This window comes from Streptomyces sp. NPDC051109, assembly GCF_044455885.1.
Lineage (GTDB): Bacteria > Actinomycetota > Actinomycetes > Streptomycetales > Streptomycetaceae > Streptomyces.
In genome coordinates this window covers 321,126-334,642 of sequence record NZ_JBITFF010000003.1, presented here as the reverse complement: position 1 = coordinate 334,642, position 13,517 = coordinate 321,126, and the positions used below count along the sequence as shown (strand labels likewise).

Genomic DNA, 13,517 nt, shown 5'->3' with positions numbered 1-13,517 from the left:
CGACGAACCCGCCGATGAGTTCGGACGAGTACGGCAGTCATCCCCTCGTGGAGATCATGCGACTCGTGCTGCCCGGGGCCGGAGCGGCCTTGCGGGATGTGGAGGGGCTGTGCGTGCGCCTGGTGCGGCTGTACGAGGACGGGGCCGCTGCAGTGGAGTGCGACGCCGGCGCCGTCACCTCGGCGGACCTGGGGGTCGTCGAGGTGCTGGCCCGGCTGCGGCTCGCCGCCCGGGGACGGCCGCTGCGGGTGACCGGGGCCGGCCCCGCGCTACGGGGGCTACTGGACCTGGTAGGACTCGTCGAGCTGCTCGGGGAGGCCGAAGAGCGGGAACCAGCGGTCGGTGTCCAGGAAGGCGTTGAGCCCGGTGATCCGCCCCTGTGAGATCTCCAGGACCTGGAGCGCCCACGGCACGTGCCCCGGCTTCCCGTCCTCCCGCGGCCGGTACTGGCCGAAGGCCGGCAGGCCGTTCGCCGTCGTCGGGACCAGGCGGGACCCCTTGCAGCCGATGCCCTGGTTCAGATGCCAGGCCGCGATGTCCGCGGGCCCCTGGAGCCACAGGTCGAACGGCGGCATCGACAGCACCGCGTCCTCGTGCAGCAGCGTGGTCAGCCGCGAGATGTCGTACGCCTCGAAGGCGGACAGGTACTGCTCCAGCAGCTTCACCTGCTCCGCGTCCAGCGGGTCCGCCGCGTCGCTCTCGCGCATCCGGCTCGACGAGAGCGTCGCGCGGGCCCGCTGCAGGGCGCTGTTCACCGACGCCACCGTCGTGTCCAGCAGGGTCGCGACCTCGTCCGCCTTCCACGCCAGCACCTCGCGCAGGATCAGCACCGCCCGCTGCTTCGCCGGCAGGTGCTGCAGCGCCGCCACGAACGCCAGCCGTACGGACTCCTTCGCCAGCGCCATCTCCGCCGGATCGGCGGTCTGCGGCAGCACCCGCCCGTCCGGCACCGGCTCCAGCCACGTCACCTCGGGCCGCTCGTTGAGCACCGCCGACGCCTGGTGCTGCGGGGCGCTGAGGTCCATCGGGCGGGCCCGCTTCTTCCCCGCGCTCAGCAGGTCCAGGCAGACGTTCGTGGCGATCCGGTACAGCCACGAGCGCAGCGAGGACCTGCCCTCGAACTTCTCGAAGCTGCGCCAGGCGCGGACGTACGTGTCCTGTACCGCGTCCTCGGCGTCGAAGGAGGAGCCGAGCATGCGGTAGCAGTAGCCGGTGAGCTCGACCCGGTAGCGGTCCATCGCCGCGTCCAGGTCGGATTCGATGGTGGTTCCGGTGCCCGTCGCGAGGTCACTCATGGCCGTCTTCCCCCAGTAGGTCCGATATCCCGAAAGCTACCGGAGGGGTCTGACAACGGCAGCCGGACGGCTCGGCCGGGCCCCGGCTAGGTACCCGGCTTGCGTCCGTAGACGTACACGTCGTCCCCCTTGGCCAGCAGGTTCCAGTACGCCTTGGCGTCCGCGGGCCGCATGTTCACGCAGCCGCCCGACCCCGGCGGGTTCCACATGCTCTTCTCCACCGAGTGGAAGGCGATCCCGCCGTCGAAGAACTGCGCGTACGGCATCGACACGTCGTAGATCGTCGACCAGTGGTCGATGCTGCGGTAGTAGATCCGCTTCAGGCCGGTCCGGGTCTCGGTGCCGTCCTTCCCCGTGCGCACCGGCACCGGGCCGTACTTCAGGGCGGCGCCGTCCTGGACCCAGCTGAGCTGGCGGGTCAGGTCGACGCAGGCGATCCGGCCCAGGTCGACCGGGCACTTCCCGTCCTTGTTCGGGGTGGTGCCCGCCGCCCGCTGCGCCAGCATGGTGCTCATCGTCTGCCAGGTGAGCGGCCCGGCGTACCCCGCGGCCGGGGTGATCCCGTGCTTCGCCTGGAACGCCTTGACCGCCTGGCAGTCGGCCGCGGACTGCGTCCCGTCGACCGGCCGTCCCAGGAACTGCTCCACCTGCCGCTGGTACGGCCCCGTGGTCACGTTGCACGAGCCGGCGGCCTGCGCCGCCCCGCCCCCGCCGACCACCAGCGGGACCGCGAGGGCCACCGCCCCGCAGACCGCCGCCGCCGCACGTCGTCCCGTACGCATCCGCCCCGTACGCATCCGCATCCATGTCACGTCGTACTCCCTCCCACCCCCCACTCCTTCCCGGCGGGGAGGGGCAACGCGCCGGAGCCCGGGGCGGCTTGTGCCTCCGGGCTCCGTAATTCCGCTCGTACCGATGCCGTACGCACCGATCCTCATGCGGCCGTATCAGCGTGCCGCGGCCAGCGAGCCGTGCCGCCGCTCGGCGCGCGCCGCGTGCGAGCCGTACAGGGTGATCGACACGACGCCGAGCACCGCCAGCAGCGCGATGCCCACCGTCGCCGCCCAGCCCGCCGAGTGGTAGGCGAGCGCGCCGAGCGTGCCGCCCGCGCTGGAACCCAGGTAGTAAGCCGACTGGTACAGCGCCGAGGCCTGCGCGCGGCCCGACGTGGCGGTCCGGCTCACGGCGGCGGACGCCACCGCGTGGCCCGCGAAGAAGCCGGCGGTGATCAGGACCAGCCCGACGAGGATCGCCGCCAGCGAGTCCGCCAGTGACAGCAGCAGGCCCAGCGCGGTCGTGGTCACCGCCAGGTACAGCGCGCCGCGCCGCCCGGCCCGGGCCACCAGCTGCCCGGCGGCCGCCGAGGAGACCGTACCGACCAGGTAGATCAGGAAGATCGACCCGATCACGCCCTGCCCGAGGGAGAACGGCTCGTCGACCAGCCGGTAGCCGATGACGGTGTAGACGGCCCCGAAGACGGTCATGAACAGCGCGCCGATCCCGTACAGGCGCAGCAGCAGCGGATCCCGCAGGTGCCCGGCGACCGTACGGCCGACCGCGCGCGGGTTCAGCGAGGCCGGGCGGAAGAACCGGGCCCGGGGGAGCAGGACGAGGAACGCCGCCGCGCAGGCCAGCGCCATCGCGCCGACGGCCAGCAGCCCGCCGCGCCAGCCCCACGCCTGGGCCGCCCAGCCGGTGACGAGGCGGCCGCTCATGCCACCGATGGAGTTGCCCGCCACGAACAGGCCGATCGCGCCCACCAGCGCCTTCGGCTTGACCTCCTCCGCCAGGTACGCCATCGCGGAGGCGGGGATGCCGGCGATCGCCGCGCCCTGGACGGCGCGCAGCGCCACCAGCCACTCCAGGTTCGGCGCGAACGGTACGAGGAGGCCGACGCCGACGGCGACGAGCATGGAGACCGTCATCATCCGGGTCCGCCCGAAGCGCTCGGAGAGCGCGCTGAGCGGCAGGACGAACAGGGCGAGGGCGCCGGTGGCCGCGGACACGGTCCAGCTGGCCTGACCCGCCGTCACCCCGAGCCCGTCGGAGATCGCGGGCAGCAGTGCCTGGGTGGAGTAGAGGAGGGCGAAGGTCGCGAGTCCGGCGGCGAAGAGCGCGAGGCTCATCCGGCGGTAGCCGGGACGGCCGGGGGCGTGGGCTTCCGGTGCGGCAGGGGACGACGGGGTGGAGGCACCCGTGGTGACGGGCGCCCCGGTATGAACGGGAGGCATGCAACGACCGTAGACCCGCCGCGTTTCATGCGTCCAATGCACAGAATCGCGATAATCAATCCACTACTGCATGACCACAGCTCACAGGGGTGCCTGTCAATGAACCGTTACGAAGAAGACATCGCGGTGACAGGTTTGCTGGCACCTCGCCTCGCGTACTTCGCCGCCGTCGCCCGCCACGAGCACGTCACCCGCGCCGCGCACGAGCTGGGCGTCCCGCAGTCCACGCTCTCCCGCGCCATGGTCCGGCTCGAACAGGACCTCGGCGTCACGCTGTTCGCCCGCAAGGGGCGCACCGTCGCCCTCACCACGGCCGGCCGGACCTTCCTCGCCTCGGCCGAGCGGGCCCTCGCCGAGATCGCCCGCGCCGCCGAGTCGGTGCAGCTGGACGCCGATCCGGCCCTCGGCAAGGTGGCGTTCGGCTTCCTGCACACCCTCGGCCCCGAGACCGTACCCGGCCTGATCCGCGCCTTCCGCGCCGACCACCCGCGCGTGCGCTTCTCCCTGGTGCAGAACTACGGCGAGGCCATGCTGGAGAAACTGCGGGCCGGTGAGCTCGACCTCTGCCTGACCTCACCGCTCCCGGACGCGCCCGACCTGGTCGCCCGCCGCCTCGACGAGCAGCGGCTGCGCCTCGTCGTCCCCGACGACCACCGGCTGGCCGGCCGCAAGCGCATCCGCCTCGCCGAGGCCGCCGAGGAAACCTTCGTCACCCTCGAAGCCGGCTACGGCCTGCGCCGCATCACCGACGACCTGTGCGCGGAGGCCGGGTTCACCCCGCGGGTGGCCTTCGAGGGCGAGGAGGCCGAGACCCTGCGCGGCCTGGTCGCGGCGGGCCTCGGCGTGGCCCTGCTGCCACCCCCGGCCGTGGCCCGCCCCGGCGTGGTCGAGCTGACGGTGACGGCCCCCCGGGCGGTCCGCGAGATCGGCGTGGCCTGGCTGGACGGCCACCCCGACACCCGCCCGGTGGCAGAGTTCAAACGCTTCCTCCTCTCCCGCCGCGGCCGCCTCATCCCGGAACTGCACGGCGGGCACCTCGGGCACCCCGTTCAGGATCCGGCGCCGCCCTCGGGAGCCGGAGCCGGAGCCGGAGCCGCTGCCGGATCCGGATCCGCAGGCGGCAGCGGCGAGAGCAAGTAGCCGGCCTGGAAGCGGGACTTGGCGCCCACCGTCCGCATGATCTCCGCGATGTGGCGCTGGCAGGTGCGCTCCGACATGCCCAGCCGGCGCGCGATCACCTTGTCCTCCAGGCCCTCCGCCATCAGCCGTACGATCAACTGCCGCAGCTCGTCCGAGAGCGAGCGCGCCGCCTCCGGGCTCACGGTGGTCGGGAAGGGCTCCGCCGCCACCCACGAGCGCTCGAACGCCGCCGTCATGAAGTGCACCACCGCCGGCTCCCGCACCACCAGGGCCGCCCCGGCGCGGTCCGGTACCGACATCAGCCCCGTGTGACCGTCGAAGACCAGCATCCGCATCAGCCCGTCGCCCAGCGTCCGCACCTGCGCGCCCAGTGCCGTCACCCGCTCCACGTAGGCCGCCGTGGGCCGCGAGTAGCGCGCCGTGTGCTGGTAGATCGTGCGCATCCGCACCCCGCGCGCCAGCAGCGACTCGTCCCGCCCGATGGCCTCTTCCAGCGTCTCCAGCGGCCGGGCCCCGCCCGGCTGCGAGGCGAGCAGCTCCTGGCCGCACCCGGCGACCAGCTCGGCGATCAGCCCGCGCACCGCCCCCAGATCGGTGACCAGCTCCAGCACCGCCCGCCCCGAACCGTTCCGTTCGAGGTGCGCCGCCCCCGCCTCGTACGCCGGGACCAGCGCCTCCAGCCGCCCGCGCAGCCGGTCCATCTCGTCGTGGGTCTCCCGGGCTAGCAGGGCCAGCGGGGCCAGCGCCCGGGCCGCCGCCGCCCGCGGCGCGACCGCGCTCCACCGGTCCGGACCGCTTCCGGGGGCCCGCTGCAGCAGGTGCGCCGCCGCCAGCTCGGTGATCGCCGCGGCCGCCCGCGCACCGAGGGCCCCGGTCGCCTCCTCCTCGGCGAACGAGTGCCGCTCCACGGCGTACGCGTACAGCCGCCGGGCGGCGCGGCTCAGGTCGCCTCCGGACGGCGGTTCGGCTTCGTCGGCTGGCATATGCATATTCGTCCCGGCTTGCGGATGTTTGTAAACCCCTCGTGTTCCCGCAAGGCGGCAAGACGACGCCCGATCCGGCGCTGTGCACATATGCCGAACCGGCACAGTGGTCACACCGGGTGAAGGGGGAAACGCGGTGACGGGGGAGCGGGAGCGGGTGCGCGGGACCGGGCGGGGGCCCATGGCGGTCCTGCTGAGCCCGCGCCCCGCCGTGGTGGCCGCCGCCCGACGGGCAGGCGCGCGCACCGTGGTGGTCGCGCCGGGACCGCCGGTGCCGTCCGACCGTGAGGGGACGGAGCGGCAGGTACCGGCGGACTGGCGCGACCACAGCCGCCTGGTCGGCGCCGTCGGCCGGCTGGACGCCGTCCGGCACGGGCGGGCCCGCGTCTTCGGCTTCGACCCCGCCGGAGCGCTCGCCGCCGCCCGTGCCAACGAGGCCCTCGGGCTGCCCGGCACCCCCGCCGCGGCCGTCACCGCCCTCATGGACAAGGCCGCCCTGCGGGCCCGCTCCAACGCGTTGTACGCCGCCCGTCCCGTCTCGTTCGTCCGCTGCGGCCGCGCGGCGCTGATCCCCTTCCTCGCCGCCCTCATCGGCTTCCCCTGTGTGGTCAAACCCCGCGCGGGAGCCTTCGGCGAAGGTGTGCGGCTGGTGGCCGGACCGGCCGAGGCGGAGGCCGCCGTCCGCGAATACCCCCCGGTCACCGACCTCCTCGTCGAGGAGTACCTGGAGGGCCCCGAGCTCGCTGTCGAGGCCCTCTCCCGCGAGGGCCGCCACCGCATCCTCGGCTGGATGCGCCGGATCCCGGCTCCGGGTGCGGCCGCCACCACCGCCACCGGGCACCAACTGCCCGTCGCGCTCCCCGCCGAGACCGCCGCGGCCGTACGGGCCCTCGTACGCGGGGTCCTCGACCTCGCCGGACACCGCGACGGACCCTCCCACACCGAGCTCGTCCTCACCCCGTACGGCCCCCGCCTCGTCGAAGCCCACGCCCACCCCGGCGCCGAGGAACTCCTCCAACTACTCCGGCTCGCCCACGGCACCGACGCGCTCTCCCTCGCCCTCGCCGCCGGGCTGGGGCTGCCCGAGCCGGTGCGCCACCCGCGCGCCGCGCACGCCGGGCTGCGGTACGTGGACTTCCCGCCCGGCACCCGCGTCGAGCGGGCCCGCCCCCGACTGGCCGCCGCCCGCGCCGTGCCGGGCGTGTTCCGGGTGGGGCTCCAGGTGCCGCCGGGGGCGACGGTGCGCGCGGCCCCGACCGGCTCGCTGCACCACGTCCACGTCCTCGCCACCGCCCCGACGGCGGGCTCCCTGGCCAGCGTCCTGGACCGGGCCGCGGCCCTGCTCGGCCCACCGGCACCCCTCACCCCCGATTCACGCGGGATTCACGTACCGCCGCCACCGTGGGGGCATGGCCCTCACGAGGCGTGAAGTTCTGGCGACCGGTGTGTCCGGCGCCGCCGCAGTCACCACCCCGCAGCTGTCCGCGCCCTCGCCGGACACCCGGATCCTGACCGGCACGATCCCCCCGGGCGCCCCGGACTTCGTGGAGATACCCCTCGACGTACCCCGCGGCGTACGCGAGTTGAGGGTGGCGTACACGTACGGCAAGCCGCCCGTACCGCCCGGCACGCCCGGCAACGCCCTCGACATCGGAATCTTCGACCAGCACGGCACCGCCCTCGGCGGCCGCGGCTTCCGCGGCTGGTCCGGCGGGGCCCGCAGCGAGTTCTTCCTCCGCGCCGACGAGGCGACCCCCGGCTACCTGCCCGGCCCGATCGGCGCCGGCCGCTGGCACGTCCTGCTCGGCCCGTACACCGTCGCCCCGCAGGGGCTCCCGTACGAGATCACCGCGCGCTTCGCCTTCGGCGAGCCGGGCCCCACGCCCCGCCCGGTCTACCCGCCCCAGCGCGCCCGGGGCCGCGGCCGGGCCTGGTACCGCGGCGACTGCCACATCCACTCGGTGCACTCCGACGGGCGCCGCACCCCGGCCGAGCTGGCCGCCCTGGCCCGCGCGGCCGGGCTGGACTTCATCAACTCCTCGGAGCACAACACCCACAGCGCGCACGCCGCCTGGGCCGGCGCCCTCTCGCCGGACCTGCTGATCATGACCGGCGAGGAGATCACCACCCGCACCGGCCACGTCCTGGCCGTCGGCACCGACCCGGGCACCTTCGTCGACTGGCGCTACCGGGCCCGCGAGAACCGCTTCGGCCGGTTCGCCCGTACGATCCGGGGCGCGGGCGGCCTGGTCGTACCGGCCCATCCGCACGCCACCTGCATCGGCTGCGCCTGGAAGTTCGGCTTCGGCGAGGCCGACGCCGTGGAGGTGTGGAACGGCCCCTGGACCCCCGACGACGAGGTCTCCCTGGCCTCCTGGGACGCCACCCTGCGCGGCGCCGACGGCGAGCGGTGGCTGCCGGCCGTGGCCAACAGCGACCACCACCGCGACCCGGACCGCATCGGCGGCCCGCAGACCGTGGTCCTGGCCGAGGACCTGACCCGGGAGGCGGTCCTCGCGGGGATGCGGGCCGGGCGGTCCTACGGGGCCGAGTCCGCCCAGGTCTCGGTCGCCTTCGAGGCGGTGGGCCCGCGCGGGGAGCGCGCCGGCATCGGTGAGGCGCTGCGGGTGGCCCCGGACGCGGACGTCCTGGTCCGGCTCACGGCCACGGGCGCCCCGGGCTGCGAACTGCGGCTGGTCACCGACCAGGGCCTGGCCGTGACCTCGTCGGACGCCGCCCTGGAATGGCACACCACCCCGGCCCGCTCGGCCTACGTGCGGGCCGAGGTCCGCCACCCCGCCGCGCTTCCGCCCCTGCCGGGCGCCCTGGCGGCGTTCACGAACCCGGTGTGGCTGCCGACGGGCTGAGGAAGGCGCAGGTCAGGAGGCCGGCTTCGCATACGTGGCGAAGCCGGTCCAGTCGACCGCCACGCACTGCTCGTCGCCGAGCACCCAGGCGTCGTGTCCGGGCTCGATCTGCATGAAGTCGCCGGGGCCGTACTCCTCGCTGGCCCCGTCGTCCATGACCACCTTCATCCGGCCGCTCACCACGTAACCCGTGTGCGCGGCCTGGCAGCTGTCCGTGCCCGCCAGCGGCTTGATGTGCTCCGACCAGCGCCAGCCCGGCTCGAAGACCGCACGGCCCACGGATCCGCCGTCCGTCTGGATCACGTCGAGCCGGCCCTTGCCGTCAGCGAACGGACGGGTCTCGTCCGCCTGGTCGAAGCTCTTGCGCACGATCGCGGCCATGCCGCACCGCCTCCCGCGGAGAAGTGCCCCGAGTCCACTCCTCACTTTACGCCCGGACGGCCCGGCGGCCCATCGGCCGGCCCGGGCCCTCAGCCCCGCAGCGAACGCCCGAAGCCCGTCGCGAGCGGCATCCGCAGCCCCAGTGGCGGCGGCGCCGCCAACGCGTCCGTCACCGGCCGCGAAAACCGCCCCGAGAACATCGCCCCCAGGATGAAATCCACGGACAGCGCCACGACTTCCGCCTGGTGCTCGCGCAGCCGGTGGCCGTCCGAGTGCACCTCGAACCGGCACGTCGAGCGGTTCGCCTTCTTCGCCTGTGCGGCCAGCCGAAACGATGCCTCCGGATCGCTGTGCGCGTCGTTCGTGCCGTGCACGATCAGCACCTGCCGCCCCGACAGCTGTTTCACCGGTTCCGGGGAGTCGGGCGAGACCGCCTCGCCCAAGGAAGGGGCAAGCGCCAGTACCGAGTTGACGGCTTCGTGGCCCGCCGCCCGCAGTGCCGCCCGGCCGCCCGCGTCGTACCCGGCGAGGCACACCGGCACGTCCCCGTACCTGCGCACCACCTCGTCCGCCGCCCACCGGGCGTCGTCCTCCCGGCAAGCCCCCCTGCCGTGCAGCACGGTGTGCGCGACCAGCCCGTCCGCAGTGCCGGCCCGGACCAGTGCCCGCGCTAGCGGGCGCACCGGGCCGGGGGACAATCTGGATTTACCGGGCAGTAAGAGGACGACTCCGTTGACCGTGCTGCCCGTCGAGGCCGAGCCGTTCGCGCCGGCAGCCCGCCCCAGGCGAGCCCCGCGCGCCGGCGGCGCATGCTGTGCCATGGTCGAACACTCTCAGACTGACAGGTGTACGCGACCCGTCCGTACGGTCTCTGTTGGATATCGACCCCTGTCGCCGACGCGCTGCTCTACGCGCGTAGGAGTAGAGTGCCCGGATGACGAGCGAGACCCCCAACCTGCCGACCCCGGATCAGATCCGCCGCTCCCCGAAGGTGCTGCTCCACGACCACCTCGACGGTGGCCTGCGCCCCGGGACCATCATCGCGCTGGCCCGGGAGGCCGGCTACGAGAACCTTCCCGAGACCGACGCCGACAAGCTCGGCATCTGGTTCCGCGAAGCCGCCGACTCCGGCTCCCTGCCGCGCTACCTGGAGACGTTCGCGCACACGTGCGCCGTCATGCAGACGAAGTCGGCCCTGTTCCGCGTCGCCGCCGAGTGCGCCGAGGACCTGGCCGAGGACGGCGTCGTGTACGCCGAGATCCGCTACGCGCCCGAGCAGCACCTCGAAGCGGGGCTGACCCTCGAAGAGGTCGTCGAGGCCGTGAACGACGGTTTCCGCGAGGGCGAGCGCCGCGCGAAGGCCAACGGCCACCGCATCCGCGTCGGTGCCCTGCTCACCGCGATGCGCCACGCCGCCCGCGCGCTGGAGATCGCCGAGCTGGCGAACCGCTACCGCGACAACGGCGTGGTCGGCTTCGACATCGCCGGTGCCGAGGCCGGGTTCCCTCCCACCCGCCACCTGGACGCGTTCGAGTACCTCAAGCGCGAGAACAACCACTTCACCATCCACGCGGGTGAGGCCTTCGGCCTGCCGTCGATCTGGCAGGCCCTGCAGTGGTGCGGCGCCGACCGCCTGGGTCACGGCGTGAAGATCATCGACGACATCGAGGTCGCCGCCGACGGTTCCGTGAAGCTGGGCCGGCTGGCCTCGTACGTCCGGGACAAGCGCATCCCCCTGGAGATGTGCCCCACCTCGAACCTGCAGACCGCCGCGGCCGCCTCGTACGCCGAGCACCCGATCGGACTGCTGCGGAAGCTGCACTTCAGGCTGACGGTCAACACCGACAACCGGCTGATGAGCGGCACCAGCATGAGCCGCGAGTTCGAGCACCTGGTCGACACCTTCGGCTACACCCTCGACGACATGCAGTGGTTCACCGTCAATGCGATGAAGTCCGCGTTCATTCCTTTCGATGAACGACTGGCCATGATCAATGAGGTCATCAAGCCCGGTTACGCGGAGCTGAAGTCGGAATGGCTGTTCCAGCAGACCGCTTCGACCAGCGGTTCTGTCGTGGCCTAGGCCACGGTGTGACAGACGGAAAGCGCCCGGGAGGAGCAATTCCCGGGCGCTTTCTCGTATTTACGTATGTTTGCGGGCCGGGGTTTGAAGTGACTAGTTTGCGGAGCCGCTCAATTCCCCGTCGCAAGGACTAAATCTTCATGAAGAAGTCAGCTGCCAAGACCCTCGGTGCCGCCGCCCTCGGCGCCGCCTTCGTCGCCGCCGCCGCGGGCTCCGCCTCGGCCGCCGTGCCCGCGATCGGCCTCTCCGACGCGCTGGGCACCGTGACCGGCGCCGCTCAGGGACTCACGAGCCAGCAGCACGTCAGCGCCGAGGACGGCCGGCAGCAGAGCGACCCGGCCGCACCCCTCAACCAGCTCACCGACGCGGTCGGCCCGACCCTCGGCGGCCTGCCCCTCCAGAGCGCGCTCGGCGGCTGATCACCGCCGGATCCCTCCGCCGACTCGTCTGCGGATTTTTCGCACGCGTACGCACGTGGCGCACACCGGTTCGATCGGGTGTGTGCCACGTCGCGGCGTGTGCCACGATCACCACCAACTGCCCGCCGACGCACTGGGTATGAGGTCATCCGTCATGCGCTTGAAGGCACGAGTCACGGTCGGAGCGGCCACCGCCGCCCTGCTCCCCGCCCTTCTCCTGGGGGCCGTGGGGTGCAGCAGCAACAAGGACGCCCCCGCGGCCGGCAAGACGCCCGACCCCAAGGGCTCCGCCCCCGCGGGCTCCGCCGCCGCCTCCCCGGGCTCCGCCCCGAGCGGCTCGGCCGCCCCGAAGGCCGCGGCGAGCAAGCTGGAGCGCTCCGCGCTCCAACAGGGCGATCTGCCCGGCTACCAGGTCTCCGCGCAGGGCAAGAACCCGAACGCCCCTGACGGCCAGCCCCAGGCCGACCGCAAGGCCTGCCAGCCCCTGGCCGACATCATGGGCGACAAGCCGGACCCGGCCGCCCGCGAGACCGTCAACCGCGGCATCGGCTCCCAGAAGCAGGTCGGACTCGCCGTCTCCGCCTCCGTCAGCTCGTACGCCGAGAGCGACGCCAAGGCGCTCATCGCCCGCCTGCGCAGCGCCGTCGGCGCTTGCGGTACGGGCTTCACCGCCACCGTCGACAAGCAGAGCGGCAGCTACCGCGAGGTACGGGCAGCCAAGTACCAGACGGCCGGCGACGAGACGGTCAGCTGGACCACCACCGCCGCCGCCCAGGGCGTCTCGGCCCAGATCCACGTGGTCGTCGTCCGCCAGGGCACCACCGTCGTACGGCTGATGGCCCTCAACGTCGCCGGGGGCCATCAGAAGGCCCTGGTCCCGCAAGAGGTGGCGGACAAGCAGCTGGAGAAGGTCCGCGGCGCGAGCTGACGACCGGGCTTTTGGCTCGACCGCTTTACCGGGCGCCTTTTCGGGGCGTTTTACCAGGCGTTCGAGGCGGACTTCTCGTTCGGCAGGAGCAGCCACAGCGCCAGGTAGATCAGGAACTGCGGGCCGGGCAGCAGGCACGAGACGACGAAGATGACGCGCATCGTGTTCGCGGATATTCCGAAGCGACGCGCCAGTCCGGCGCAGACGCCGCCGATCCAGCGGCCGTCACGGGGGCGGACAATCGCGCTCATGGGTTCTCCTCTGTGGCATCAGGCGGGAGTTTCCCGCGATGCCTCAATACTCCCGCGGCACCGCCGACAAAACGTCGGTCCAGGGGCCGAGCCCGACCCTGGGAATTCTCGGGGTGGACCCCTGAGAAGACCGCTCGGAGCGCTGCGCGCGCCGCAGCCGCGCACGCAGCGCCGGTACGACGGCCACGTGCGCCAGGACGACGCCCAGCCCGTTCAGCAGGACCGAGTCCACGTCGACGACCTGCCCGGGAACCGAGCTCTGGAGCATCTCGATGAGGAGCGAGGCCAGCACCCCCGCGGCGGCGGTCCGGCCCAGCGAGGACCACGCGGCCAGCGGCGAAGGCGCCAGGTTCCCGTTGGCGAGCGGCAGCAGCACGCCGAGCGGGGCCAGCAGCGCCAGCGCCCCGCCGATCCGCCGGGCCGCCTCCAGCGGCCCGTACGAGAGGTCCGCCCGGATCCCGTCCAGCGGGGTCAGGTTGGCCGCGGCCGCCCAGGGCACGTCCAGGGGTCGCAGAGTGAGCCAGCCGACGAGGAGGAGGTGGGCGATCAGCAGCCCCCCGCCCAGGAGCCGGAGCCGGAGGTGAATGGCGGTGGCGGCACTGCGGCCGACCTCGTTGCGCTGCACATGTGCGAGGACGCAGGCCCCGGTGGCCGCGGTTCCGGTCGGATCCTGTGAGCGGGCTCGCACTGACCCGTACGGGCTCGGGACCCGGTACAGGCGGGCCGGTACAAGCGGGCCGGTACAGGCGGGCTGGCACGGGAGGGCCGGCACGGGAGGGCCGCTGCAGGCGGGCCGGTGCAGGCGGGCCGGTACGGGCGGCCCGGCACAGGCGGGCTGGTACGGGAAGGCCGGTGCAGGCGGGCCGGTACAAGCGGGCTGGTACAGGCGGGCTGGCACGGAAGGGCCGGTACGGGAAGGCCGGTGCAGGCGGGCCGGTA

At 73.4% G+C, this 13,517-nt stretch carries 14 protein-coding genes and 1 pseudogene; 7 read left to right on the top strand and 8 right to left on the bottom strand.

What is annotated here, in order from left to right:
• Positions 1 to 14 precede the first annotated feature (14 nt).
• Positions 15 to 383 (top strand): STAS domain-containing protein, encoded by a 369-nt coding sequence (locus tag ACIBAD_RS07345; RefSeq protein WP_398905131.1) that lies wholly within the window; start codon positions 15 to 17, stop codon positions 381 to 383.
• Here the strand turns inward: ACIBAD_RS07345 and ACIBAD_RS07340 are convergent.
• From ACIBAD_RS07340 to ACIBAD_RS07330, 3 genes are all read right to left on the bottom strand, one after another.
• Entirely contained in the window at positions 279 to 1,295 is a 1,017-nt protein-coding gene (locus tag ACIBAD_RS07340; protein ID WP_134071820.1) for a sigma-70 family RNA polymerase sigma factor, read from the bottom strand. The genes ACIBAD_RS07345 and ACIBAD_RS07340 overlap by 105 nt on opposite strands.
• 86 nt (positions 1,296 to 1,381) lie before the next feature.
• Positions 1,382 to 2,098: a L,D-transpeptidase family protein gene (locus ACIBAD_RS07335; protein WP_398905431.1), complete on the bottom strand. Its 717-nt coding sequence runs from the start codon at positions 2,096 to 2,098 to the stop codon at positions 1,382 to 1,384.
• 144 nt (positions 2,099 to 2,242) lie between these two features.
• The gene (locus ACIBAD_RS07330) at positions 2,243 to 3,526 is read right to left on the bottom strand and encodes an MFS transporter (protein WP_398905129.1); all 1,284 of its coding nucleotides are present in this window, start codon (positions 3,524 to 3,526) and stop codon (positions 2,243 to 2,245) included.
• A 99-nt stretch (positions 3,527 to 3,625) separates the two neighbouring features.
• On the opposite strand from ACIBAD_RS07330, the pseudogene ACIBAD_RS07325 reads away from it, so the two are divergent.
• Positions 3,626 to 4,546: pseudogene (locus ACIBAD_RS07325) on the top strand (LysR family transcriptional regulator); the annotation flags it as partial.
• 29 nt (positions 4,547 to 4,575) lie between these two features.
• Here ACIBAD_RS07325 and ACIBAD_RS07320 read toward each other — a convergent pair.
• Positions 4,576 to 5,649, bottom strand: a complete 1,074-nt coding sequence (locus ACIBAD_RS07320) for a LuxR C-terminal-related transcriptional regulator (protein WP_398905127.1) — start codon at positions 5,647 to 5,649, stop codon at positions 4,576 to 4,578.
• Positions 5,650 to 5,785: 136 nt separating this feature from the next.
• Here ACIBAD_RS07320 and ACIBAD_RS07315 point away from each other — a divergent pair, with 136 nt between their 5' ends.
• On the top strand, positions 5,786 to 7,078 hold the full coding sequence (locus ACIBAD_RS07315; protein ID WP_398905126.1) for an ATP-grasp domain-containing protein: 1,293 nt from the start codon (positions 5,786 to 5,788) through the stop codon (positions 7,076 to 7,078).
• Positions 7,059 to 8,516, top strand: a complete 1,458-nt coding sequence (locus ACIBAD_RS07310; protein ID WP_398905124.1) for a CehA/McbA family metallohydrolase — start codon at positions 7,059 to 7,061, stop codon at positions 8,514 to 8,516. Before ACIBAD_RS07315 ends, ACIBAD_RS07310 begins: the two co-directional genes overlap by 20 nt.
• A 12-nt stretch (positions 8,517 to 8,528) precedes the next feature.
• Here ACIBAD_RS07310 and ACIBAD_RS07305 read toward each other — a convergent pair whose 3' ends face one another.
• Positions 8,529 to 8,897 (bottom strand): cupin domain-containing protein, encoded by a 369-nt coding sequence (locus tag ACIBAD_RS07305; RefSeq protein WP_134071812.1) that lies wholly within the window; start codon positions 8,895 to 8,897, stop codon positions 8,529 to 8,531.
• An 89-nt stretch (positions 8,898 to 8,986) separates the two neighbouring features.
• A complete protein-coding gene (locus ACIBAD_RS07300; protein ID WP_134071810.1) occupies positions 8,987 to 9,718 on the bottom strand; it encodes an alpha/beta hydrolase in 732 nt (243 codons plus the stop codon).
• A 113-nt stretch (positions 9,719 to 9,831) separates the two neighbouring features.
• Between ACIBAD_RS07300 and ACIBAD_RS07295 the strand changes: the two genes are divergently transcribed.
• The 3 genes from ACIBAD_RS07295 (at position 9,832) to ACIBAD_RS07285 (ending at position 12,327) form a co-directional block, all read left to right on the top strand.
• Complete coding sequence (locus ACIBAD_RS07295) at positions 9,832 to 10,980, top strand: adenosine deaminase (protein WP_134071808.1); 1,149 nt, start codon at positions 9,832 to 9,834, stop codon at positions 10,978 to 10,980.
• A 140-nt stretch (positions 10,981 to 11,120) separates the two neighbouring features.
• Entirely contained in the window at positions 11,121 to 11,399 is a 279-nt protein-coding gene (locus tag ACIBAD_RS07290) for a hypothetical protein (protein WP_134071806.1), read from the top strand.
• Positions 11,400 to 11,553: 154 nt separating this feature from the next.
• A complete protein-coding gene (locus tag ACIBAD_RS07285) occupies positions 11,554 to 12,327 on the top strand; it encodes a hypothetical protein (protein WP_398905119.1) in 774 nt (257 codons plus the stop codon).
• Positions 12,328 to 12,377: 50 nt separating this feature from the next.
• On the opposite strand, the gene ACIBAD_RS07280 is transcribed toward ACIBAD_RS07285, so the two are convergent.
• Together ACIBAD_RS07280 and ACIBAD_RS07275 are read right to left on the bottom strand one after the other, a co-directional pair.
• A complete protein-coding gene (locus ACIBAD_RS07280; RefSeq protein WP_030154957.1) occupies positions 12,378 to 12,578 on the bottom strand; it encodes a PspC domain-containing protein in 201 nt (66 codons plus the stop codon).
• 43 nt (positions 12,579 to 12,621) lie between these two features.
• Positions 12,622 to 13,203, bottom strand: a complete 582-nt coding sequence (locus tag ACIBAD_RS07275; protein WP_134071802.1) for a VanZ family protein — start codon at positions 13,201 to 13,203, stop codon at positions 12,622 to 12,624.
• Positions 13,204 to 13,517 lie beyond the last annotated feature (314 nt).

Coding starts and splice junctions, on each gene's coding strand:
- ACIBAD_RS07335 (WP_398905431.1), bottom strand. CDS start 2,098: ATGCGGATGCGTACGGGGCGGATGCGTACGGGACGACGTGCGGCGGCG.
- ACIBAD_RS07280 (WP_030154957.1), bottom strand. CDS start 12,578: ATGAGCGCGATTGTCCGCCCCCGTGACGGCCGCTGGATCGGCGGCGTC.
- ACIBAD_RS07320 (WP_398905127.1), bottom strand. CDS start 5,649: ATGCCAGCCGACGAAGCCGAACCGCCGTCCGGAGGCGACCTGAGCCGC.
- ACIBAD_RS07340 (WP_134071820.1), bottom strand. CDS start 1,295: ATGAGTGACCTCGCGACGGGCACCGGAACCACCATCGAATCCGACCTG.
- ACIBAD_RS07295 (WP_134071808.1), top strand. CDS start 9,832: ATGACGAGCGAGACCCCCAACCTGCCGACCCCGGATCAGATCCGCCGC.
- ACIBAD_RS07305 (WP_134071812.1), bottom strand. CDS start 8,897: ATGGCCGCGATCGTGCGCAAGAGCTTCGACCAGGCGGACGAGACCCGT.
- ACIBAD_RS07345 (WP_398905131.1), top strand. CDS start 15: ATGAGTTCGGACGAGTACGGCAGTCATCCCCTCGTGGAGATCATGCGA.
- ACIBAD_RS07330 (WP_398905129.1), bottom strand. CDS start 3,526: ATGCCTCCCGTTCATACCGGGGCGCCCGTCACCACGGGTGCCTCCACC.
- ACIBAD_RS07290 (WP_134071806.1), top strand. CDS start 11,121: ATGAAGAAGTCAGCTGCCAAGACCCTCGGTGCCGCCGCCCTCGGCGCC.
- ACIBAD_RS07310 (WP_398905124.1), top strand. CDS start 7,059: ATGGCCCTCACGAGGCGTGAAGTTCTGGCGACCGGTGTGTCCGGCGCC.
- ACIBAD_RS07285 (WP_398905119.1), top strand. CDS start 11,554: ATGCGCTTGAAGGCACGAGTCACGGTCGGAGCGGCCACCGCCGCCCTG.
- ACIBAD_RS07300 (WP_134071810.1), bottom strand. CDS start 9,718: ATGGCACAGCATGCGCCGCCGGCGCGCGGGGCTCGCCTGGGGCGGGCT.